The sequence below is a fragment of the Arthrobacter sp. M4 genome, assembly GCF_020251205.1.
Taxonomy (GTDB): Bacteria; Actinomycetota; Actinomycetes; order Actinomycetales; family Micrococcaceae; genus Arthrobacter.
Genome location: NZ_JAIWYX010000004.1, coordinates 330,900 through 352,385, shown reverse-complemented (window position 1 = coordinate 352,385; position 21,486 = coordinate 330,900). Strand labels below are relative to the sequence as shown.

25 protein-coding genes are annotated in these 21,486 nt (G+C 62.4%); 13 read left to right on the top strand and 12 right to left on the bottom strand.

The genetic code is table 11. The features are described 5' to 3' along the window. Positions 1 to 840: transposase family protein (locus LD110_RS10055; protein WP_225498657.1), on the top strand; the 840-nt coding region annotated here is incomplete at its 5' end. Positions 841 to 1,190: 350 nt separating this feature from the next. On the opposite strand, the gene LD110_RS10050 is transcribed toward LD110_RS10055, so the two are convergent. Continuing rightward, a complete protein-coding gene (locus LD110_RS10050) occupies positions 1,191 to 1,814 on the bottom strand; it encodes a hypothetical protein (protein ID WP_225498656.1) in 624 nt (207 codons plus the stop codon). A gap of 204 nt (positions 1,815 to 2,018) precedes the next feature. Here LD110_RS10050 and LD110_RS10045 point away from each other — a divergent pair, with 204 nt between their 5' ends. The 4 genes from LD110_RS10045 to LD110_RS10030 all read left to right on the top strand — a co-directional run bounded on the left by LD110_RS10045 (position 2,019) and on the right by LD110_RS10030 (position 4,395). After that, positions 2,019 to 2,294 carry a hypothetical protein gene (locus LD110_RS10045; RefSeq protein WP_225498655.1) on the top strand — a complete coding sequence of 92 codons (276 nt, stop codon included), beginning with the start codon at positions 2,019 to 2,021 and terminating at the stop codon, positions 2,292 to 2,294. Positions 2,295 to 2,606: 312 nt separating this feature from the next. Next, on the top strand, positions 2,607 to 3,746 hold the full coding sequence (locus LD110_RS10040) for a 3-deoxy-7-phosphoheptulonate synthase (protein ID WP_225498654.1): 1,140 nt from the start codon (positions 2,607 to 2,609) through the stop codon (positions 3,744 to 3,746). Positions 3,747 to 3,912: 166 nt separating this feature from the next. Further along, a complete protein-coding gene (locus tag LD110_RS10035; RefSeq protein ID WP_225498653.1) occupies positions 3,913 to 4,125 on the top strand; it encodes a helix-turn-helix domain-containing protein in 213 nt (70 codons plus the stop codon). 171 nt (positions 4,126 to 4,296) lie between these two features. Next, positions 4,297 to 4,395, top strand: coding sequence for a 30S ribosomal protein bS22 (locus LD110_RS10030; protein WP_003792170.1), 99 nt, complete (start codon positions 4,297 to 4,299; stop codon positions 4,393 to 4,395). Positions 4,396 to 4,481: 86 nt separating this feature from the next. Here LD110_RS10030 and LD110_RS10025 read toward each other — a convergent pair whose 3' ends face one another. From LD110_RS10025 to LD110_RS10015, 3 genes are all read right to left on the bottom strand, one after another. Then, the gene (locus LD110_RS10025) at positions 4,482 to 4,832 is read right to left on the bottom strand and encodes a hypothetical protein (RefSeq protein WP_225498652.1); all 351 of its coding nucleotides are present in this window, start codon (positions 4,830 to 4,832) and stop codon (positions 4,482 to 4,484) included. 104 nt (positions 4,833 to 4,936) lie between these two features. Then, positions 4,937 to 5,896 carry a WXG100 family type VII secretion target gene (locus tag LD110_RS10020; RefSeq protein ID WP_225498651.1) on the bottom strand — a complete coding sequence of 320 codons (960 nt, stop codon included), beginning with the start codon at positions 5,894 to 5,896 and terminating at the stop codon, positions 4,937 to 4,939. A 413-nt stretch (positions 5,897 to 6,309) separates the two neighbouring features. Then, positions 6,310 to 7,128: an HAD family phosphatase gene (locus tag LD110_RS10015; RefSeq protein WP_225498650.1), complete on the bottom strand. Its 819-nt coding sequence runs from the start codon at positions 7,126 to 7,128 to the stop codon at positions 6,310 to 6,312. A 109-nt stretch (positions 7,129 to 7,237) separates the two neighbouring features. Between LD110_RS10015 and LD110_RS10010 the strand changes: the two genes are divergently transcribed. Next, the gene (locus tag LD110_RS10010) at positions 7,238 to 7,492 is read left to right on the top strand and encodes a glutaredoxin family protein (RefSeq protein WP_225498649.1); all 255 of its coding nucleotides are present in this window, start codon (positions 7,238 to 7,240) and stop codon (positions 7,490 to 7,492) included. A 74-nt stretch (positions 7,493 to 7,566) separates the two neighbouring features. Further along, the gene (locus LD110_RS10005; RefSeq protein ID WP_225498648.1) at positions 7,567 to 8,277 is read left to right on the top strand and encodes a redox-sensing transcriptional repressor Rex; all 711 of its coding nucleotides are present in this window, start codon (positions 7,567 to 7,569) and stop codon (positions 8,275 to 8,277) included. Positions 8,278 to 8,327: 50 nt separating this feature from the next. Here LD110_RS10005 and LD110_RS10000 read toward each other — a convergent pair whose 3' ends face one another. The 3 genes from LD110_RS10000 to LD110_RS09990 all read right to left on the bottom strand — a co-directional run bounded on the left by LD110_RS10000 (position 8,328) and on the right by LD110_RS09990 (position 10,932). Then, the gene (locus tag LD110_RS10000; RefSeq protein WP_225498647.1) at positions 8,328 to 9,302 is read right to left on the bottom strand and encodes a hypothetical protein; all 975 of its coding nucleotides are present in this window, start codon (positions 9,300 to 9,302) and stop codon (positions 8,328 to 8,330) included. Between the two features lie 223 nt (positions 9,303 to 9,525). Continuing rightward, positions 9,526 to 10,209, bottom strand: coding sequence for a hypothetical protein (locus LD110_RS09995; protein ID WP_225498646.1), 684 nt, complete (start codon positions 10,207 to 10,209; stop codon positions 9,526 to 9,528). 174 nt (positions 10,210 to 10,383) lie between these two features. Further along, the gene (locus LD110_RS09990) at positions 10,384 to 10,932 is read right to left on the bottom strand and encodes a YceI family protein (protein ID WP_225498645.1); all 549 of its coding nucleotides are present in this window, start codon (positions 10,930 to 10,932) and stop codon (positions 10,384 to 10,386) included. Positions 10,933 to 11,124: 192 nt separating this feature from the next. Here LD110_RS09990 and LD110_RS09985 point away from each other — a divergent pair, with 192 nt between their 5' ends. From LD110_RS09985 to ccsB, 5 genes are all read left to right on the top strand, one after another. Then, positions 11,125 to 11,787, top strand: a complete 663-nt coding sequence (locus tag LD110_RS09985) for a histidine phosphatase family protein (RefSeq protein ID WP_225498644.1) — start codon at positions 11,125 to 11,127, stop codon at positions 11,785 to 11,787. A gap of 104 nt (positions 11,788 to 11,891) precedes the next feature. After that, the gene (locus LD110_RS09980) at positions 11,892 to 12,455 is read left to right on the top strand and encodes a TlpA disulfide reductase family protein (RefSeq protein ID WP_225498677.1); all 564 of its coding nucleotides are present in this window, start codon (positions 11,892 to 11,894) and stop codon (positions 12,453 to 12,455) included. A gap of 13 nt (positions 12,456 to 12,468) precedes the next feature. Further along, a complete protein-coding gene (locus LD110_RS09975; protein WP_225498643.1) occupies positions 12,469 to 13,224 on the top strand; it encodes a cytochrome c biogenesis CcdA family protein in 756 nt (251 codons plus the stop codon). Then, complete coding sequence (locus LD110_RS09970) at positions 13,224 to 14,978, top strand: cytochrome c biogenesis protein ResB (RefSeq protein ID WP_225498642.1); 1,755 nt, start codon at positions 13,224 to 13,226, stop codon at positions 14,976 to 14,978. Before LD110_RS09975 ends, LD110_RS09970 begins: the two co-directional genes overlap by 1 nt. Then, positions 14,978 to 16,054, top strand: a complete 1,077-nt coding sequence (gene ccsB, locus LD110_RS09965; protein ID WP_225498641.1) for a c-type cytochrome biogenesis protein CcsB — start codon at positions 14,978 to 14,980, stop codon at positions 16,052 to 16,054. The genes LD110_RS09970 and ccsB overlap by 1 nt, the downstream gene beginning before the upstream one ends. 215 nt (positions 16,055 to 16,269) lie before the next feature. Here the strand turns inward: ccsB and LD110_RS09960 are convergent, their stop codons facing one another. After that, positions 16,270 to 16,962 (bottom strand): hypothetical protein, encoded by a 693-nt coding sequence (locus LD110_RS09960; protein ID WP_225498640.1) that lies wholly within the window; start codon positions 16,960 to 16,962, stop codon positions 16,270 to 16,272. Positions 16,963 to 17,553: 591 nt separating this feature from the next. Continuing rightward, positions 17,554 to 17,928, bottom strand: coding sequence for a PLDc N-terminal domain-containing protein (locus LD110_RS09955; RefSeq protein WP_225498639.1), 375 nt, complete (start codon positions 17,926 to 17,928; stop codon positions 17,554 to 17,556). 80 nt (positions 17,929 to 18,008) lie between these two features. Here LD110_RS09955 and LD110_RS09950 point away from each other — a divergent pair, with 80 nt between their 5' ends. Then, positions 18,009 to 18,317: a DUF4229 domain-containing protein gene (locus tag LD110_RS09950; protein WP_225498638.1), complete on the top strand. Its 309-nt coding sequence runs from the start codon at positions 18,009 to 18,011 to the stop codon at positions 18,315 to 18,317. Between the two features lie 110 nt (positions 18,318 to 18,427). On the opposite strand, the gene LD110_RS09945 is transcribed toward LD110_RS09950, so the two are convergent. The 3 genes from LD110_RS09945 to LD110_RS09935 all read right to left on the bottom strand — a co-directional run bounded on the left by LD110_RS09945 (position 18,428) and on the right by LD110_RS09935 (position 21,459). Then, positions 18,428 to 19,309 carry a 1,4-dihydroxy-2-naphthoate polyprenyltransferase gene (locus LD110_RS09945; RefSeq protein WP_225498637.1) on the bottom strand — a complete coding sequence of 294 codons (882 nt, stop codon included), beginning with the start codon at positions 19,307 to 19,309 and terminating at the stop codon, positions 18,428 to 18,430. 67 nt (positions 19,310 to 19,376) lie between these two features. Further along, a complete protein-coding gene (locus LD110_RS09940; RefSeq protein ID WP_225498636.1) occupies positions 19,377 to 20,495 on the bottom strand; it encodes an AMP-binding protein in 1,119 nt (372 codons plus the stop codon). A gap of 10 nt (positions 20,496 to 20,505) precedes the next feature. Beyond that, positions 20,506 to 21,459, bottom strand: a complete 954-nt coding sequence (locus LD110_RS09935; RefSeq protein ID WP_225498635.1) for a 1,4-dihydroxy-2-naphthoyl-CoA synthase — start codon at positions 21,457 to 21,459, stop codon at positions 20,506 to 20,508. Positions 21,460 to 21,486: the final 27 nt, after the last annotated feature.

Sequence of the window (21,486 nt, the reverse complement as noted above, 5' to 3'; positions counted from 1 at the left end):
CGCATGAGCGCGGCGACCATCGACCGGAAACTGGCCGGTGAGCGGGCGAAACTGGTTCCGCGGGGACGCTCGCACACGAAGCCGGGCACGCTGCTGAAGTCCCAGATCCCGATCCGCACCTGGGCCGAATGGGACGACGCGGTGCCCGGGTTTGTCGAAATCGATCTGGTCGGCCACGAAGGTGGGACCAACTTCGGCGAGTTCTGCTTCACCCTGACGGTGACGGATGTTTCCACGGGCTGGACGGTGAACCGGTCCGTGCGGAACAAGGCCGCCAAATGGGTCTTTGAAGCCCTCGAACACGTCACGGCGGTGTTCCCGTTCCCCATCCTGGGCATCGACTCGGACAACGGCTCGGAGTTCATCAACGAGCACCTGCTGGCCTACTGCCACGCACACCAGATCACCTTCACCCGCTCCCGGCCCGGCAACAAGAACGACGGCGCCCACGTGGAGCAGAAGAACTTCTCCCGGGTCCGTGAGCTCGTCGGGTACCTCCGCTACGACACGGCCGCGGAACTGGGCAAACTCAACGAAATCTGGGAACTGGACCGCATCTTCACCAACTACCTGCTGCCACAGCAAAAGCTGCTCTCCAAGCAGCGCCGCGGGGCCAAGGTCACCAAGAAGCACGACGCACCGGCCACACCCCACCAACGCGGGGTCAGGCATGAACGGATGCGCAAACGCCCGATCATCCAGATGAACTCCGCCTTCAAGAAGATCAGACCCGGCGCACTCTCACGCCAGATCCTGGCCCTGACCGCCGAACTGGAAACCCTCGCCCTGGCGAAAAAGCCAGCCACCCTCAAAACCGTCCACCGCGCCTGGAACAACTGACATCACGCGGAGGTATTGCAATGAGGCAACGATGCACCTATCCGGAGGTTTTCAAATGAGGCAACGAATAACTTTTGCCGGAGGTATTGCAATGAGGCAACGGGGGCAACGAGGGGCTTGGTACGGATACGCGCCTACTATTCTTTGTGCATGGAACGCCCAGAATGGTTGGCCGCTATGCGGGAGCACTCGCGACGTCAGAACTCACAGTCGCAGGGTTCTTTTCCCGCGACTTCGAGTCGTTCTGCCGGATTCTGAATCCCGCCCGTAACTCTGGCGGCAGGGCCTTTCATTGGGCGGATGTGGCCGATGGGCCGGTGGATGGGTCCACTCAATGGGCGTGCGCGACCCTATGATGCCGTGGCTTCCCTTAAGGCGCTACTGAAGCGGGCGGGGTCCTCGTGAGTGGCATCTGACACTATGATGTGCCGACGGGTGATCCGCCTGGCGTAATACCCGTCATAAGGCATTGCGATCACGGTATCGAGGCCCGTCTTCCATGCCTCAACAAGATCCGGGAGGCAGGTACGTTCCGGGCTGGGCTCGACCGGCCGCAAGTGCTTCTGGCGCACCGAGTTGAACCAGCGAGTGAAGGCTTGCCGGTCGAGTCCTTCGAACTCGTATTCGTCCGACCACAGTGGCGGTAGGGCTGGGTGCAATGGCTGCCCCGGCCGGGATTGGCTTCTCATAAGTTCGGGTGTTGGGTGCTGGTGCTTTTCGTCCTCGACGTCGTACCAAGCAATGGCCCTATCCCACGCTTGTCTCCAGCGCGCCTCCCAAACATCGAGGGCGGGCGAGTCCGGCCGCCTGGACCCTCCGACGTCCGGTGCGGGAACTACAGGTGGGATGCTTGAGAAACCTGTAAGTCCCCATGCGCTACGGACGAACAACAGCAGCGCGAGAGACGCTGGGAGGCGATCCACTGTGATTCCCATGTCGTGAGGCCAAGGGTTGTTCGGTTGCTGGCTGCGCATGATCCTCCCCCTTTTTGGCTGACACACTACCTGTCCCATGGGATAGCGGGAAGCCTCTTGCGAAATGGCGACATGAGCCTTATTGACAGAGGGACTGGACTATCCCTACGCTCGACCTCACTTTGGGAAAGAGTGTTTGGAAATCACCTTGAAATTCAATGGCTTGCGCGTCTCGCTTCTTGGGTGGGTGGGACATTGCCTGAATTGAACACGCCTAGAGCAACGAAGTGGCTCTTCATTATCGCCGGAGCCCTTGGAGCCGTAGCTGTTTTTGTCATTGCCTACATTTGGATCGGTTCCCAGGTGTTCGGCATCAACACCTCCCGGCTTGATCCAAGCCAAGGCCCGGCCTGGCCAATGAACGTCGTCGTTTGGCCGCTCATCGGTGCGCTGTCCGCGGCTGCCGTGGGAATCGTCCTGGCTATTGCCGGAAGCCAGCGCATCAGCGTGCAAACCTCCGCTGAATCAGGAGCGAATTAGCACCGACTGGCGGGGTGCTGAGCTGCGCTTAGCAACTCAGTACCTCTGCAGTTTCAGCGGCCTAGAACGCTCCCTTGGCCAGCCGAGGGACGTCGAATTTGGAAACCGTTGTGGTACGCGGCTAAGGTATGGGACATGACTAATCGTTGGTATGCGTATTTTTCGTTGGCTCTGGAGGGGCCCGCGTCTAGCTAACACGCATCCAACCACCTTCAGAGCCAGCAGGGCAGAGATGATTCTCTGCCCTTTGCCATTTCAAATGGCGGGTTCTGAGCAGGGGCCCGCTCCGAGTGAGGAACAGGACCCGCACAAATGACCAGCACCGCCGCAGAACCCGCACTGCCCATCAAACACGGCGACTCCCGCACCAGCACCTCCAACCTTCGCGTCAGCCGTTTCGAGCCACTTCCGACGCCCGGTGAGCTACTCGAAGAGTTGCCGCTGGACCCGAAGGCAAGCTCCGTCGTCGAACGTGGCCGTGACCAGGTCCGCGCCATTATGGACGGCGTGGACAACCGCCTGCTGGTGATCGTCGGCCCATGCTCCATCCACGACCCCAAGGCTGGTCTGGAGTACGCCCGCCGGCTGGTGAGCCAGGCCGAGCGGCACAAGGAAGACCTCCTGATCGTCATGCGTGCGTACTTCGAAAAGCCCCGCACCACAGTCGGCTGGAAGGGCCTCATCAACGATCCGCACCTCGACGGCACGCACGACATTGCCACGGGACTGCGCGCGGCGCGATCGTTCCTCCAGCAAGTAACCGCTCTCGGCCTGCCCACCGCCACCGAATTCCTGGAGCCCATAAGCCCGCAATACATGGCCGACGTCGTTTCCTGGGGCGCCATCGGCGCCCGCACAACCGAGAGCCAAATCCATCGCCAGCTCGCCTCCGGATTGTCCATGCCGATCGGCTTCAAAAACGGGACCGACGGCGACCTGCAGGTAGCCATCGACGCTTGCGGTGCTGCTGCGGCTGCCCAAACTTTCCTGGGTATCGACGGCGACGGGCGGGCGGCGCTGGTCGCCACCGCCGGAAACCCAGACACCCACGTCATCCTGCGTGGAGGCCGCAAAGGTCCCAACTACGCTGCTGCCGACGTCGCGGCAGCTTCCGGGAAGCTGGCTGCCAAGGGCCTGAATCCGCGCCTTATCGTCGACGCCAGCCACGCGAACAGCGGCAAGAATCACCACCGCCAGGCTGAAGTGGCCCTGGAGATCGGCGCGCAGCTCGAAGCGGGCGCTGAATCTCCGATCGCCGGGGTGATGCTGGAGAGTTTCCTGGTGGGCGGCTCGCAGAACCTCGACGTCGATCTCCACGCTGCCGGGCGGGACCAGCTGGTGTACGGGCAGAGCGTGACCGATGCCTGCATGGAATGGGACGTTACGGCGTCGGTTCTGGAGCAGCTGGCAGCCTCGGCCAGAAAGCGCCGGGAGGCCGCGGCGAGTAAGTAGTTTTACGAAAGACGAGTACCGTGGAGTGGCTCAGGACACTTTCACAACAGCCACATGAGCCTCTAGAGTATCTAGAACATGGTTGTTTGATGGCTCAGCATCGGCAGGGCAGCCAGTTATTTTGGGGACCGCCGTAGGCAAGCTGTTAGCAAAGGAATAAAGGGAAATGTCTGCAGAGACGAACTTCTCGAACGCGCGATTCTTAACTGTCGCCGAAGTGGCACAGGTTCTGCGCGTATCCAAAATGACCGTGTACCGTCTTGTCCACTCCGGTGAGATGCCAGCCGTCCGTTTTGGCCGGTCCTTCCGAGTGCCCGAGCAGGCCGTCGAACAGTACCTCAAAGGTGCGGTTGTGGAAGGCCAAACCAACTCTGCCTGACTTGCGCCGCCCCCTTAGGGGCGGACGGTCAAATCGGGTCCGCGATAGGCGGTACCCTGTTAACGAACGTTTTACGTCATTGTAAGAATCTGTCAGTTGTCGGGTTTGTTGCCCTGCTTCAGGGACTTCGCGCGGCTGGTGGGTACTTTGTCTAGTTTGTGAGGAACTTTCGTGGGTTCAGTTATTAAGAAGCGCCGCAAGCGTATGGCCAAGAAGAAGCACCGCAAGCTGCTTCGCAAGACCCGCCACCAGCGCCGCAACAAGAAGTAAACAGCTTCTGCAAAGCGTAATGCCCGCCGCCTTCGCAAAGGCGGCGGGCATTTTGCGTTCCCCGGTGCGTGTTGGGGAGCTAGCACCTATTCACGCCACTTGAGGAAGCCTTGGCGTCCCTCCAACGGTGTCAGAACTACCTCCCTGCCGAACTTCTTCTTCGATTCTTCGCCGAAGAAGGCATCCGGGGTGATCCGGATTGCCTTGGTGACTTTGCCGTCCATCAGGAATATGAACAGTGCTGGAGAAGCCGTGTAGCGCTTTTCCTTGGTGAGCGGTTCGCCGAAGGCGGCTTCGATGTCCTTTGCGGTGGTCCCCTCCGTGACGAATCCGGCTTGATCCCAATCGAAATCCGTGGCGTCGGCAAGCTTGAGCTCTGTTCCGGTGGTGGCCGCCTCCAAAACCTTGGCGTCCAGCTTGTCATTTCTTTCGGGCATGGGGCTTCCTCCCAGTGAGCATGCGGCAAGGGTCTGGATTAGGGCTAGGCAGAGCACGATCAGCACGCATCTGAACGCTGCCCGGTGTTGCGGGAATCGGACTGTCACGACGTAGTCCTCGACTCGTCGTTGAACTTGGGGTCGTGCCCAGGTGCGGGAGGCGCGTTGTTGGCGTCGCCTGTCCGCTCCATGGGCACCTCGTTGGAAGGGTGGGGCAGTAGGTCTGGCCCGACCACTACGGTGTCCCCGTTCCTCACAGCCTGTTCCACCAGGTTGGCGAGTTCCTCAGGTTCGGCGTCAGGATGCTCGATCGCGATCTTACGACCCACCTCGTTGTTGTATAGGTCCATGGCTTCCCTTGGTCCCGGATTGCCCGGCAATTGTTCATGCGCGGTGGCGTAATCCTCGGCCCAGTCAGCGCCGTATTCCCTGACCATCAGGGCATTCCAATAGGCGTGCCTAAACGCATCATTCTGGTCGTCATTCTGGTCCGGGCTGGGGAAGCGCTGGTCTGCCGCTTCGAAAGCGTCGTCATGGATGTCCTTGAACGCATTCATCTCCAAGGGGCCCAGGCCATTCAGCAATTCCGCTTCCTTTTCAGTGACCGTTCTCTGGTCAACAACAAGCCGCAACGGATCCCAATCGGAGGGCCATTCAGTGGTACGGGCGTCGCTGACTTGGTACTTGTCCAGGATTTCCTGCGGAGTGAGCCGATCCTTCGGCGGATCCTGGCCAGGCTGCACGGCGGGCGCGCCCGGCGCCGCGGCGATGTGGACGGATGAAGCGCCTTGACCGCCAGATTCCGAGGCGTTCGACTGCTCATCCGCATTCAGCATCGCAGTTTTGGCGGCATCGGCCAGCTTCCGCGACACATCATCCATGAGCTTCCGCAATTGCGTCTGCCACGCGTCGGCGAACTGCTGGGCGTCCTGCCCGTGCCAATAGCCAGTGTGTGAAATGAGCGAATCGAGTTCACGGACCTTGCCCGAGATGCGCGTCGATCCCGCGGCTAAGGCCTTCGAAAGCGCCCGGAGTTGCTCAACGTCCGCACCATACAAAGCCATGTTTCCCCCTCGGAAGTCCTGGCCCCATCCTCTGCCAGAGCCCACGGCCCGGCAATGGGGAGGTGTCCCCACCCGTCCCACGCAGGGTGCCGCCGTCAGCCAGGAGCCTTCCCGTCAGCCGGGAACCGCGCCGTCAACCAACGGCCCCCGCTGTTACCCAAGGGCCTCCTTGAAGCCAGGAGCCCCGCTGTCAGCCAGGAGCCTCCTTGAAGCCAGGAGCCCCGCTGTCAGTCAGGAGCCTCCTTGAAGCTCGGAGCCCCCGCTGTCACCCAGGTGCCCCGCTGTCAGCCGGAGCACGCCGTCGGCAGGTGCCCCGCTGTCACCCAAGAGCCCCCGCACTTAACCAGGAAGCCTCCCTGTCAGCCAAGAGCCCCTACCAGGGGGGCAGGAATTGTCCGCGAGTGGAAAGCGGCTTAAACGCGGGGACCTCGGAATTTGCTGAAGCCCCTCCACAGTCCGTAGATGGCTCCGCCCACGGTGGCAACCTTGAGGCCGAACGTGGCCGCCCTGCGGCCTGCGCGGAAGTCGTAGACGGGCCAGTTATGCTCGCGGGCGTGGCGACGCAGGCGCGAGTCCGGGTTGATAGCTACCGGGTGTCCCACCAGGCTCAGCAGGGGAATGTCATTGTGGGAATCGCTGTACGCCCAGCAGCGGCGCAGGTCCAGCCCTTCGGCGGCTGCGAGTTCCTTTGCCGCCACAGCCTTTGCGGGCCCGTGCAGGACTTCTCCCACAAGGCGGCCGGTGTAGGCGCCATCTTCGATCTCGCCCACGGTCCCCAAAGCGCCTGTCAGGCCAAGCCGGGATGCGATCACCGTAGCCACCTCGATCGGCGTAGCCGTCACCAGCCATACCTTCCGCCCAACGCGAAGGTGCTGCTCAGCGAGTGCCTTGGCCCCAGGCCATATCCGCGACTCGATCATCTCGTCGTAGACCTCTTCGCCGAGCGTGGCCACGTCCTTTACCGGCAGGCCAGCGGCCATCATGAGGGCCGAATCGCGAACGGCATGCACGTCATCGAGGTGCTCGCCCCGGATAATGAACTTCAATTGCTTCCACGCGAAACCAGCGGCCTGCGAGAGTGTGAACACCCGCCGCTCGTACATTTTGCGCGCCACGTGGAACAGGCTGGCGCCCTTCATGAGAGTGTTGTCGACGTCGAAGAAGGCAGCTTCGCCGCGCTGCTGAGTCGCGGCCCGCGTCTTGGCGACGGCGGCGTTCTTCTCGTCGGGCATGACTTGAGTCTAGTCAATCGTCCAACAGCCCGCCGTCGTAAGGCACCGGACGCGCCCGACGCCGAGACCCGCTTCGACGTGGTGCGGCACCTAAGGCTACGGTTGAGTCATGCCAACTCCCGACGTCGTCCTCCTCACCAAAGCGGACTGTCACCTGTGCACGGCGGCGCGCGCCGCCGTCGAACGCGTCACTACTGGGCTCGGCCTCACCTGGCGCGAGCAGTTGGTCGACGATGACGAAACCCTCCGTGAGCGGTACGCGGAGGAAATTCCCGTGGTGCTGGTGGACGGGATCCAACGGGATTTCTGGACGATCGATGAGCAGCGCCTGGAACGCACCCTTCGGAAGGCTTTGGCCGGCTAAACGTTGAGGTGGCTTTGTCCAGTGAAGCGGCGGGGCTCTACAGTGGAACCACAAGTGACGCAATGGAGAAAATCGTGACTGCGCTGGATTCTTCCGCTGCGGCAGGCCCCGGGGAACCGGAATCTGCGGCCAAGCAGATACCACCTGCGGCCGTGGCCCGCATGACACTCTACTTGCGCGCGCTGAATTCGCTGCTGGCCGAAGGAGTGGAGCGAGTCTCCTCCGAAGCCCTGGCAGAGGCCTCCGGGGTAAGCTCCAGCACCCTGCGCAAAGACCTCTCTTATGTAGGTTCGTACGGAACCCGGGGCGTTGGCTACGAAGTCCAGTACCTCAGCCGGCACATTGCGGCTGCACTCGGCCTGACGCACGACTGGAAAGTGGCCATTGTCGGTGCCGGTAACCTCGGCAAAGCCTTGGCCCGGTACGGTGGTTTTGAATCCCGTGGCTTCGATATCGTGGCGATCTTTGACGCCGATCAGATGGTGATTGGCAGCGAGGTTGGCTGGTTGCGCGTCAGCGATGTGGCAGACATGGAAAGTGTCCTGCACCGGACCGGCGCCAACATGGTTGTGCTCGCGCTGCCTGCGACTGTCGCCCAGGAAATGTGCGACCGCGTCATCGCAGCGGGCATTCGCAGCATCCTCAGCTTTGCCCCTGTGCTTCTGCAGGTGCCGCCGTATGTGAACCTGCGCAAGGTTGATATGGCCACCGAACTGCAGATTCTTGCCTACCACGCGCAACGGACGCAGACCCCGGGCCAGCCCGTCCGACGTGATGTCGGCTGACCGGCCGGGACTGCGCCCGTCGTTCTAGCTATTTTTTGCGGTCGCCGTGATCAGCGGCCGTACGGGTTGCCAAACGGTTGCTTCTGGAAATAGGGTGCGGCGCCCGGCAGGTAGAGCAGAACGATTGCGGCGACGCCCATAAGGATGGTGACGATGCCCAGTCCCGGTGACGTTAGTCCGAGCAGGGAGATCGCGGCAAAGACCGTCCCGAGGATGCGGGCCCAGTTCTTCCCCTGGCGGACCTTGAAGGCCACGAGGGCATAAATACCAGCGAATATGACTGAGAAAATCACGACGAAAGTCGTGGTGAATCCCATGATGGCGTCCACCGTGATTCCGGATCCGCGGGCGCCCTGCTGGTTGAGCGCGTCCTGCATGATGGAGCGGAACTCAGGGGTGTTCATGGTGGCCAAGGCGATCGGAATGCCAGCGAGAGTCAGCACGCCCGCGCCCAGGATCAGCCAGAAGGAGATGTTCACCAGCTGGGGGACACGGGACGTGGTGGATGGCTGCTCGCTCGGGTAGCCGTAGGGCGGCGCGGACGGCTGGCCGTAAGGGGACTGCTGGCCGTAGGGCGACTGCCCATACGGAGACTGCTGACCGTATTGCGGTGCCTGCTGTCCGTATTGGGGCGCTTGCTGTCCATACTGCGGAGACTGCTGACCATACTGGGGTGCCTGCTGGCCGTACTGGGACGTCTGCTGTCCGTATTGGGGTGTTTGGCCGTACGGATTCTGCTGCCCACCCTGGCCCTGCTGGCCGTACTGCGGCTGGGAGGATTGGCTGTACTGTCCTTGCTGGCCATACTGCGGCTGGGAGGACTGGCCGTACTGGCCTGACTGGGGCTGGCCTGACTGGCCATACTGCGGTGCCGGCTGCCCGGACTGGCCCTGCTGGCCTGATTGGGGCTGGCTTGACTGGCCATACTGCGGTGCCGGCTGCCCGGACTGGTCTTGCTGGCTGTCCTGACCATTCTGGGAATCGGCCTCGTCCCGGTTGGGCGGAGGAACTGGAGGATTGCTCATGACGGTCCTTTGCTCATTTATCGGCGTACATGGCTGCCGGGCTTCCGCATGAACTGCCTCCCCCCAGCGTGGCTTAGTTCCACCGTATACCCGCGTTTACGCTACGGGGATCATTCAATGGAAGTATTCTCCGGGCGGACGCAGCAGGATATTCTCCGGCCGGACACAGCAAGGCCGCGACGATTTCCCGGGGGATTTCGCCGCGGCCTCCTGTTGACTGCTCCTAGGCTGTGGCTCCCTTGACGGACTTGAACCACATCTGCGAGTTCGGCAGCCACATCAGCACGGTTGCAACGGCCGAGATGACGAAGCCAAAGAAGTTGGTGCCGCCCTGTCCGCCGTAGCTGGCGCTGTTAAGGATGGCGAGCAGCAGCGAGACGCCGGCCACAATCGTTAGTGCCAGTCGAGCCCATTCCTTGCCTTCCTTCATCCGCATGGCCAGGACAATCTGCGCAGCGGACAGGGCAAGGGCGATGAGCACGAGGATGAGCACCAGAACGCCAGCACCCGGGGCGAAGGAGAAGAGGACAAGACTGCCGAAGAAGCCGATGACTGAACCGAGGAGGCCAAGCAGGCCGCCGATGAGCCAGATCCAGTAGGACACCTTCAGCTCAATGGGCAGGCCGGCGACGCTGAACATGCCGGAGAAACCGCCCTTGGGTAGAACGTCGTTGATGTTATGGGGACGATCGGTAGGCATTTCGAACTTGAAGCGACCCTGGCCGGGCTGTTGCCCCGGCTGTTGGTAGCCCGGTGCAGGCTGCTGGTAGCCCTGCGACGGCGGCTGGTTGCCTTGCGGTGGTTGATAACCCTGCGGAGGCTGGTAACCCGCAGGAGGAACATTTTGTGACTCCGGAGGCTGTGCCCCCGGCTGCTCAGGCTGAGGTACATCGTTTGGGTTACTCATGGAACCATACTGTAGACCTGCAAATACCCGAATCCTAGGAAATTTTAGGCCAAATCGCCGCGAAATCACGGGTGAACGCCGAACAATTGCCGGATGACTCGCTTACATGCCAAACGGCGCCTCCAACCCGGGGCTAACCGGGCGCGAGGCGCCGTTCGGAGTGCCGTCGAAAGGCTAGGCAGCCGGGGCGATGAAGGCCAGTTCAAGGTTGATAACAACCTTGTCGGAAACCAGGACTCCACCGGCTTCCAAGACGGCGTTCCATGTCAGGCCGAAGTCCTTGCGGCTGATGGTGGTCTCACCGGAGATGCCTGCTCGGGTGGCGCCGAAGGGGTCCACGGCAACGCCGTTGAACTCCGTTTCGATGGACACTTCCTTGGTGACACCCTTGATCGTCAGGTCGCCCACCAGGTCGAAGCTTTCGCCATTGCCCCTGATGTGCCGGGACACGAAGGTGATCTCGGGGAACTTCTCCACGTCGAAGAAGTCCTCGCCCTTGACGTGCCCGTCGCGGTTGGCGTCGCCGGAGTCGAAGCTGGCGGTCTTGATGGTGGCCGTTACCCTCGAGTCGGTCAGGGTTTCGCCGAGCTCCAGAGTGGCCTCAGCTTCCTTGAACTGGCCACGGACCTTGCTGATGCCGGCGTGACGGACGGTGAAAGCGATCTCGCTGTGGGAGTTGTCCAGGATCCAGGTTCCAGTGGTTACGTTGGCGGGGAGGGTCATGATGCTGCTCCTTGGTTTGTAGCTGTTCGGTGGAATCGGATGTTCGTTGAAGTTTCAACTAACCGCTGCATCCAGTATAAACATGCATTTGCATCTTTTATTCCTCCTGAGGGAACTTTTCTTGGATTTCTTGTGTTCTACCTCCTGTAGAAGATTTCGTCATTACCCATGCCCTTTGAGAAACTGGTAGACATGCCCCAAGCAACTGTCCATTTACTCCGCCATGGCGAGGTGTTCAACCCTGCCGGCGTCCTCTATGGCAGATTGCCCGGTTTTCACCTTTCTGAGCGGGGCCGCCAGATGGCGCAGACTCTCGCTGACCACTTCGCCGAGCGGGCAGCCCAGGGCAAGCGCCTCGTTTATCTTGCAGCCTCGCCCCTGACGCGTGCACAGGAGACGGCCCTGCCCACGTCACAGGTGCTCGGCCTGGAGATCCATACCGAAGACCGCATTATCGAAGCAGAAAACTACTTCGAGGGCCTCAAAGTCAATGGTCGCGAGTTGATGAAGCCCAAACATTGGGCCAAGCTGCGCAACCCTTTCCGTCCCTCCTGGGGAGAGGCATATGGTGACCAGGCCGCTCGAGTGATGGCCGCCGTCGTCGACGCCGCACGGAAGGCCGTTGAGCTGGGCGGCGACGGCGCGGAAGCCATCCTTGTCAGCCATCAGCTGCCCATTTGGGCCACCCGGCTGAAGGCTGAAGGGCGCCCCCTCTGGCATGACCCGCGCAAGCGCGAGTGCACCCTTACCTCACTGACGTCCCTGACGCTCGACGGCGGCGCAGTAGTCGGCGTCCGGTACAGCGAACCGGCGGCGGCCTTGCTCCCCGGTGCCGCAAGCACCCCGGGAGCATAAGCATGGCATCACCCCAACGAAGGACCCCAAAGCAAGAGCCCGTGTCACAGCAGTCCCTATCCCAGCCCCAAACTTCCCGCCGCCGCTTCCTCACGGCTGGCGGTATGCTCCTCGCTGCCGCCACCACCGTGGGCCTGTCGGCCTGCGCCCAGGAGGATGCCCTGGCAAAGCAGGCCAAAGCCGGTGATAACAAGAACTACGTGGCAGGGGACGGATCCGTCACGGAGTTCGCCGCCGCCGACCGAAAAGCGCCAGTGGCCGTGAAAGGAACACTTTTCGACGGCACCAAGGTGGAGCCCAACAACTTCCAGGGCAAAGTCACGGTCCTCAACTTCTGGTTCGCGGCGTGTGCGCCCTGCCGAGTCGAAGCACCTGTCCTTGAGGGCCTTCACCAGGAATACAAGGACCAGGGCGTTCAGTTCTTTGGCGTCAATCTACGGGATGAGAAAGCCACGGCGGAGGCGTTCGAGAAGACGTTTGGCGTGAGCTACCCCAGCTTCAACGACAAGGACGGGGCGGTGCTGCTGTCCGTGTCCGGCATCGTTCCGCCGGGCGCCGTTCCCACAACTCTGGTGCTGGACAAACAGGGCCGGGTGGCTTCCCGTGTCCTCGGCGAACTGGAGAAGGGCACCCTCAAGGCGCTTATCTCCACCGCGGTTGCAGAGTAGGGTCCCCGGCATCGTGAACAGTCCTTTCGCTGAAGCCATCCTGAACGGCTCGCTGCTCCTGGCCATCCCAGTGGCGTTGTTGGCCGGGCTCGTGTCGTTCCTCTCGCCGTGTGTACTTCCGCTTGTCCCCGGCTACCTTGGCTACGTGACCGGGCTGACCGGCGTCGACTTGGAAAAGCAGCGTCGGGGCAGGATGCTTGCCGGAATTGGCCTCTTTGTGCTGGGCTTCTCCGTGATCTTTGTCCTGCTCGGCGGAGCCTTTGGACAACTTGGCGCCCTCCTGACCGGACCCCAGAATGCTTGGATTTCCCAAATCCTTGGCGTCTTGGTGATTGTTTTGGGTGTCGTGTTCATGGGCGGGTTCAGTTGGCTCCAGCGCGATGCCAAAATCCACGCGCGGCCTCCCGCAGGCCTGTGGGGAGCGCCGTTGCTGGGCATGACCTTCGGACTTGGCTGGGCCCCCTGCATTGGGCCCACGTACTCCGCTGTCCAACTCCTCAGCCTCTCCGGTGGATCCTCGGCGGCAAAAGGAGCCTTCCTGGCATTCGTCTATTGCCTTGGCCTCGGTGTGCCGTTCCTGCTGATCGCGTTAGCGGTGCGCAAGGGGATTGGCGTGATGGCCTTCTTCCGGAAGCACCGCCTTGCCATCCAGCGGGCGGGGGGAGCCATCCTGATTGTCCTCGGCATCCTCATGGCCTCGGGCATCTGGGGTTCCTGGGTCACGGGCCTGCAGTACTGGTTCCAAACTGACGTGAAGTTGCCGATCTGATGAGTGAGCGCGTGAAAGCCAAAAACAAGACTCGCAACGAGTCCTCGTCCGAAGCCTCCGCCTCCACCAAGGCCGGCGCCGTGGAGAGTGCCAAGGCCGAGGCTGCCTTGCCCGCACTTGGCATCAAGGGCATGCTTCGTTGGGCGTGGACCCAGCTGACCAGCATGCGCACTGCGCTGTTCCTGCTCCTTCTCCTTGCTGTTGCTGCCGTGCCGGGATCTCTTTTCCCACAGCGTCCGGCCAACCCCTCCAACGTCACCCAGTACATCAAGGACCATCCGGACTATGGCAAGATCCTGGACGCGCTCCAGCTCTATGACGTCTATTCGTCCGTCTGGTTCTCGGCCATCTACATCCTGCTGTTTATCTCGCTGATCGGCTGCGTGGTTCCGCGTGCCATCGTGCACTACCGGGCAATGCGCTCCCAACCGCCCCGTACCCCGGCACGGCTGTCCCGACTGCCCGAGTACGGCACCCTGGTGGTGCCCGCGGACGCCGGTGTCCCGGCGTCGAAGGCCATTGGCGACGCCGCTGAGGTGCTGAAAAAGCGCGGCTACCGCGTTGAGGTCCGCGATGTCGACGGCGAGCGGCCGTCACTGGGTGCCGAGCGGGGCTTCCTCAAGGAAGTTGGCAACCTCGTTTTCCATTCCTCCCTTATTGGCGTCCTGGTGTCCGTGGCCATTGGCGGACTGTTCGGCTACAGCGGCCAACGCATCCTGGTTGAAGGCGACACCTTCGTGAACACTCTGGTGGGCTACGACCAGTTCTCCCCGGGGACAAATTTCCAGAGCAGCTGGCTGCAGCCATACTCGATCCAGCTGGACAAGTTCAACATCCAGTTCGATCGCGAGTCGCCCAAGAACTTTGGCCAGCCCATCGACTTCCGGGCCGAGGTGACCACCAAGGAATCCCCGGATGCGCAGGCTGAAAAGAAGGTTCTCAAGGTCAACGACCCCGTGACCCTGGGGAACACCAGCATCTACCTCACCGGTAACGGTTATGCGCCCGTTGTGACGGTGCGCGACGGCGCCGGCAACGTAGCACTTCAGGGTCCGGTGGTTGCCAAGCTGCAGGGCGAGAACTACTACTCCTCCGTGGTCATCAAAGTCCCTGACGCCAAGCCAGATCAGCTGGGCTTCGTCGGCTTCTTCCTGCCTACGGCGTTCCGTACCGAGCAAGGAGTCTCCTTCAGCGCCGACCCGGAACTGTTCAACCCGCAGCTGAGCCTGAATTCCTTCTACGGCGACCTTGGCCTGGACAAGGGCCAGCCGCAAAACGTCTTTGAACTCGATGTGAAAAACCTCAAGCCGCTCAACAACCGTGAACTGGCCGCAGGCGGCATCACACTGGCCCCCGGCGCGACGTACACATTGCCGGAGGGCAAGGGCAGCATCACGTTCGACGGCGTCAAGCGGTACATCGGCGTGGATATCCATCACAACCCGGGTCAGCAGTATGCACTGATCTTCGCCCTCGTCGCCGTCGCAGGCCTCGTGGTTTCCCTTTACCTCAACCGCCGCCGTGTCTGGGTCCGTACGGGCACACACGCAGACGGCCGTACCATGGTTGAGTTTGGTCTCCTGGCCCGCGGCGAAGACCACCGACTCGCCAATGAATCCGCTGCCATCAAGGAGCTCCTCCGGGCACAATGGCGGCTTGACGAAACCCAGACCGCGGCAAACCCGCCCGGCACTGAATCCACATCAGGCGACGCTCCCAGCAAGGCACATTCCACCTCCCAGAAGGACCAGTAATGTTCCCCATCAACGAAACCATGGGCCAGTACAGCGAGCTCTTTATGCTGCTTGCAGCTGCAACGTACACGGTGGCGTTTGTCGCGTTCGCCTGGGATCTCGCCAAGAGCAGCAAAACCCTGCAGGCCGTCGACCTCAAAGCAGCGCAGGCCGCAGCGGTAGCGGCGGGCACCAAAGTCGCCGTCGCCGCCGGTTCCGTGGGAAGCCCGACGACGGCCAGCGCCACCGGTGCCCCCGCAGGTTCCGGCGCGGCGCCGGCGTCGGGGGTTGCCGGCGTGGACACCACTGCGGGAGGCGACATGCGTTACAGCTCTGTGCGCCGTGCTCCCGCTCGAGTGGGTGTAGCACTCGCGATCCTAGGCGTGTTGATCCACGCGGCGGGCGTCGTCACCCGCGCCATCGGTGCAGGCCGCGTGCCCTGGGGCAACATGTACGAGTTCCTCACCACGGGTGCCTTTGTTGCTGCGGCTGTATTCCTGCTGGCCCTCATCCGGCGCGACCTGCGGTTCCTCGGCACCTTTGTCATTGGCCTGGTGACCATCATGCTCGTGGCGGCAGCCGTCGCGTATCCGACGCCGGTTGGCCACCTTGTTCCTGCCCTGCAGAGCTACTGGCTGGTCATTCACGTATCCATCGCCGTGCTGTCATCGGCGCTGTTCACGCTGACGTTTGCCATGTCGGCGCTGCAGCTGGTGCAGTCCCACCGGCAGAAAACCCTGGCCTCGGGCGGTGCGGACAAGCTGGGGTTCATGCGACTGGTCCCCAACGCGCTGTCCCTGGAGAACCTGTCCTACCGCATCAACGCCGTAGCGTTCGTGGGGTGGACCTTCACCCTTATGTTCGGTGCGATCTGGGCGGAGAAGGCCTGGGGCCGCTTCTGGGGCTGGGATACCAAGGAAGTCTGGACCTTCGTGATTTGGGTGGTCTACGCAGGCTACCTGCACGCCCGCGCCACCCGAGGCTGGACCGGCACCCGTGCGGCCTGGCTGTCCATCGTGGGCTACCTGTGCGTGGTGTTCAACTTCACTATCGTGAACCAGTTCTTCAACGGCCTGCACTCGTACTCGGGGCTATAAGCCGGAGATCCCGTAGCGGCACGGCCTTTTTGTGGGCCGGTGGTGGGGGTTCCGAGGCATTTGCTTGCCCCGGCGCGGCCTTTTGTGGGCCGGCGGCGGTGGTTCCGAGGCATTGGTTGCCACAATGCCGTTCTGGCGCATGCGGAAGCGGTTGTTTGCCACAAACGGCCGTTATGACGAGCTGAGAGTGGCCGTTTCTGGCAAATCAGTGTTCATCAAGCCTGCGCCTCCGAGGCAGTTTTTGAGACTGCGGGTCTTTGGGGTTCAGTCCATCCTCGCCCAAGAAGCGCCTTCTTGACTCGTGCGACGGCGCGCGGAACGCCCCCAACCGAAGTGTCCAGATCACTCTGAGTCAGTTGGACAACGCGCCAGCCTAGGTCCTTCGCCTCTTCATCCCGGAAGATGTCGCTCCTTCGCTGCTGCGGCGTTACGTGGTGAGCGCCGTCGTATTGAATGAGGACCTTGAAGTCTTCGTATGACATGTCGGGATCTTGGACCCAACGGCCCGCCTCGTCGAACAGGGGAACGTTGATGACCGGTTCGGGGAGGCCATGGTCCACAAGAAGCAACCGCACCTCGGTTTCCTTGGGTGAATCTGTGCGCGGCCGCATTCGGCTCCTTGCGCGCACCGCCTTGCGGTAGCCAGCACGTCCTCGTTGATGGGACAGGAAATCATCCAATTCCTGCACCGCCGAGAGAGGGTTCTGGCGCTTCAATAGGTGGTCGCCCGCAATGACGAGTTCATCGTCCGTCAGAATCTGTGCCAGGTCGAACCAAGTCCGCAGGGGTGAGGTGCAGGCAACAAGGCGTCCCTGGACGATGTCGGCTTCAACGAGGGTCGCTTGATGGCCCTTGACGCCCTTTCTCCGAACAGCGCGCCTGCCGTGGGGATGGGTGAGATGAACCACATCGCAGGACTTCAACCCAAGGGGCAGAGGGATACCCCAGAGTGCAGCCGCCGTCGTGTGGCTCGCGATGGCTCCGGTGGCTGTAACGAGCGCGCGAACGCGGTCAAGCAGTGACAGTCGAGTGGTCTTTACTGAATTCTGCTTGGGAATTGGATTCAGATCCGTTGATGGTTCCTCCCGGGGGTCCGCCTCCGTCGAGTAGCTTGGGTCGAACCTAACTCCATGACAGGGTGAGACGAGGTCTTGTGCCCGAGTTCGACGGCGAGAAATGCCAAATCTGGTGGCTTCAGCTGTTGTGAAGGGCCGATCAACAAGGTGGCTGGGGAGTTCCCGCGGCGTGCGCATACGGCATTCTTGCTGCTGCAAAGCTTAGGCGGCGGGCTGTCCACAGAATCCGAGCGATGTGGAGGAGAAGTGTGCACCAGCCGTTTGCCAAAAACGGCCGTTCTCGCGCGCTTATTCCGGCCGTTTGGGGCAAAAGGATGCAATTCCGAGGGTAGGGCACGGATGTAATTCCGAACATAGGGCTATGAGGTGGCAGGGCTATGTCGGGGTGGGGCTTCGTTGTGGTGCGGTTAGGTTGCGGAAGCCTTAGGCCGCGGGGCCGTCCTCGGCGCTGGATTCTCCGCGCATACGCCGTTCCTTCTCTTTCAACTCTTGCTGGAGCTTGCGAAGGCGTTCGGCTTCGGCCTGGTTACGGCGGCGCTGTTCAAGGTTCCTGAGGAACTCCGGATCATCGTCGGGTGCCGTGGGGTGGCTGTAGGTGCGCGGAGCAGGAGTGAAACGGGCGTAGGGCTTTCCGAAGGCGAACCAGAGGATGGCCCCCAGCAGCGGAAGGACAACCAGCACCACGATCCAGGCTGGCTTTGAAATGCCACGCGTGGCCCCGCGGTCCGTCCGGATCACGTCCACCAGACCGTAAACGTAGAAGACCAAAACGGCAACGATGGCAACTACTCGAAGCATGAAGCAAGTCTAGTCGTTGGAGCTGGGAGTGGACTGTCCGTGATCAGAGTGCAATGTTTCCGGCGGCTAGACTTAAGGGCGTGGCTTTTTTGAAATACTCCCTGATCCGCTTGGCGCTGTTTGTGCCCCTGTTCGTCTTGTTCGCCTTCCTGCAGACGGGACTGGTGCTCGCAGCGATTTTTGCCGGGCTGATCGCCTTCGCGCTGAGTTACCTGTTCTTCCAGAAGCAGCGTGATGCCGCCACCGCACAGATGCGGGAGCGCTTCTCCGGTAAGGCCAAGCCAATCCGCACAGCGGGCGAGGTTGCCGATGCTGACGCCGAAGACCGCATGGTGGACCAGAACCCGGACATCACCGTCCACAACGACCGGCGACCCAAGGACGCTTAGCCGAGCGCTTGGATAGGCAACGCCCATCTGGGAACGTGCCGCGGCGCACAGCTGGAACCCGCGGCTCAGCGCCCGTGGCTCAGCGCCCGCGGCCCAGCCCCTTGCTCGGCTCAGAACCCGCGGCTCAGCACCAGGCCAAGTGCGAACAGTACGCTGTAACCCAGGTTGATGAGTCCCGTTTGCTTGAGCACGGGAATCAGGCCCTTGCGCTTCTTCCCGTTCACCATCAGCCAGGCCGGCATCAGGCACGCCGGGATGAGCAACAGCACAATAAGCATCCACGGCTTGGCAGGCGCCAACACGATCACCAGCAGGATGGCCAGCCCCAGCATTAGCACGTAGCTCTCCCGGGCGTGGCGGTCACCCAGACGGACGGCCAGGGTCTTCTTGCCGGCAGCCGCATCTGTGGGAAGGTCACGGACGTTGTTGGCCATCAGCAGCGCACACGCGATCAAACCGGTACCAATGGCCCCAACCACGGCCGGCGGGCTGATCTGCCCGGCCTGCGTGTACGTCGTACCCAGCGTGGCCACCAGCCCGAAGAACACAAAGACGAACACATCGCCGAGCCCCATGTAGCCGTAGGGGTTCTTGCCCCCGGTGTAGCCCCAGGCCGCCAACACGCAGCCCAGCCCGACGAGGATGAGCCACCAGGCCTGCGTAATGACCACCAGCGCCAGGCCAACCACCATGGCCAGGCCGAAAGCGCCGAAGGCGGCCCACTTGACCTGGTCGGGCTGTGCTGCCCCGGAACCGACAAGGCGCATGGGACCAATGCGGTCCTCATCGGTGCCGCGGATGCCGTCGGAGTAGTCGTTGGCGAAGTTGACGCCGATTTGCAGGAACAACGCCACAAAGGCAGCAAGGATCGCGTTCAGCGGACGGAACGCCTGCAACTCGTAGGCTGCCGCAGTGCCGATCAGCACCGGTGCGATGGCTGCTGGCAGGGTGCGCGGACGGGCGCCTTGGATCCATTGGGCGGCTGTGGCCACGGTTTGTACCTCGTGTTGTTGTCTTGTGCTGGGGCTAGCTAATGCCTGCCTGTGGAAAGGACGACTTCTATTCTCCCTGATGCAGCGACTCAAGCTTGCCGGTCATCGCGATCCGGTCCGGCTTGCCGTTGGGCAGCATTAAGAGTTCGACGTCGGCATGAATAGTTTTGGGGGCCAGCGCACCCATCGCCGTTCGGGCCTGGGCATGGATAGCTTCCGCCGCGACGCCATCAACGGCGACGTACGCAGCTACCGCCTGGCCCCAGCGCTCCGAAGGAACGCCCGCTACAAAAGCCGCTGTGACGCCGTCGAGCTTTTCCAACTCCGCCTGCACGTGCGCGGCGGAAACCTTGACACCTCCGGTGATGATGACGTCGTCGGCGCGGCCGAGCACACTGAGGGTGCCGTCTTCAGTGAGCTCGCCGAGGTCGCTGCTGCGGAACCAGCGGATGCCGTCCTCCTCGAAGAACGTTCCGTCGTCGGGTCCCTCGAGGTAACCGGCGGCGATAGTGTCGCCGCCCAGGAGGATCCGGCCGTCGTCGTCGATCCGCACCTCAACGCCTTCCAGGGCGACGCCGTCATAGACACAGCCCCCGGAGGTCTCCGCGGAGCCGTAGGTCTTGACGACGTTGAGGCCAGCGTCGCGGGCGGCCTGGAGCAGTTCGGGCGGGATTGGCGCTCCGCCAAGGAGGATCGCGTTGAAGCGGCGCAGCACGGCAAGGGTCTCGGCGCTGGGTGAGTCGAGGAGCCGCTGCAGCTGCGTCGGCACCAAGGACGTGAAACGGGTCCTATCGGTAAGTTCCTGCGCGGCGGCGGTGAAGGCCTCCGGCGTGAAACCAGCGGAAAGGTCCATTGCCCAGGGGCGGGTCCCGGCGAAGAGCGATCGAATCAGCACCTGCAGTCCGGCCACGTACTGGACCGGTAGCGCGAGCAGCCACTGACCCTCGCCGCGAAGGGCAATGGCCGTAGCCATGGAGGAGGCCGCCAGGCATTCGACCGTAAGGACCGTCGCCTTGGGCGTGCCGGTGGACCCGGAGGTACGGACGACTACTGCCGCGTCATCGAAACCTGGCGTCTGGATTGTCAATGCAACCGGCTGGCCGCCCTCGTCGACGGAAAGTTCGACGGCGGGCCCCTCGCCGTGGAGGGCGTCGGCCAGGGCTTTGAGGAGGGGATCGATGTTCACAACGGCCAGCCTAGAAGTAGTAGGGGAAACGGGACCAATCGGGGTCGCGTTTTTCCAGGAAGGCTTCCTTGCCCTCCACGGCTTCGTCCGTCATGTACGCAAGTCGCGTGGCTTCGCCGGCAAAAACCTGCTGTCCCGCCAGCCCGTCGTCGGCCAGGTTGAAGGCGAATTTGAGCATGCGGATAGCCTGCGGGGACTGCCGGGCAATGTCCGCGGCGTATTCGAGCGCTACTTCTTCCAGTCGCTCATGGTCCACGGCCTCATTCACGGCACCCATGCGCACCATGTCCTCGGCAGAATACTCTCGGGCCAGGAAGAAGATCTCCCGGGCGGCCTTCTGGCCAATTTGCCGGGCCAGGAGCGCTGAGCCGTAACCGGCGTCGAAACTTCCCACGGTGGCATCGGTCTGCTTGAACTTGCCGTACTGCCGTGACGCGATGGTCAGGTCCGCCACCACATGCAGTGAGTGACCGCCGCCGGCCGCCCAGCCGTTGACGACGGCGATAACCACCTTAGGCATGGTCCGCATGAGCCGCTGGACTTCCAGGATATGGAGGCGGCCGGCACGGGCGGGATCGATGGTCTCGGCAGTCTCGCCCGTGGCGTACTTGTAGCCCTCGCGGCCGCGGATGCGCTGGTCACCGCCGGAGCAAAATGAGTGGCCGCCGTCCTTGGGGGAGGGGCCGTTGCCCGTGAGCAGCACTGTGGCGACGTCGGGCGTCATGCGCGCGTGGTCCAACGCCCGGTACAGCTCGTCCACAGTTCCCGGGCGGAAGGCGTTACGGACCTCGGGACGGTTGAATGCGATCCGCACCGTGGGCAGGTCCCGCACGACTGACCCGTCCGCCGCGCGCTCCACCTGCCGGTGGTAGGTCATGTCCTGGAAGTCATCGAAGCCGGAGACGGCCCGCCAACGGGTGGGGTCGAAGACGTCGGAGACCTGTGCAGGGAAGTCGTTGATCACAGACAGAGTCTAGTGAGCGGCTCAGGC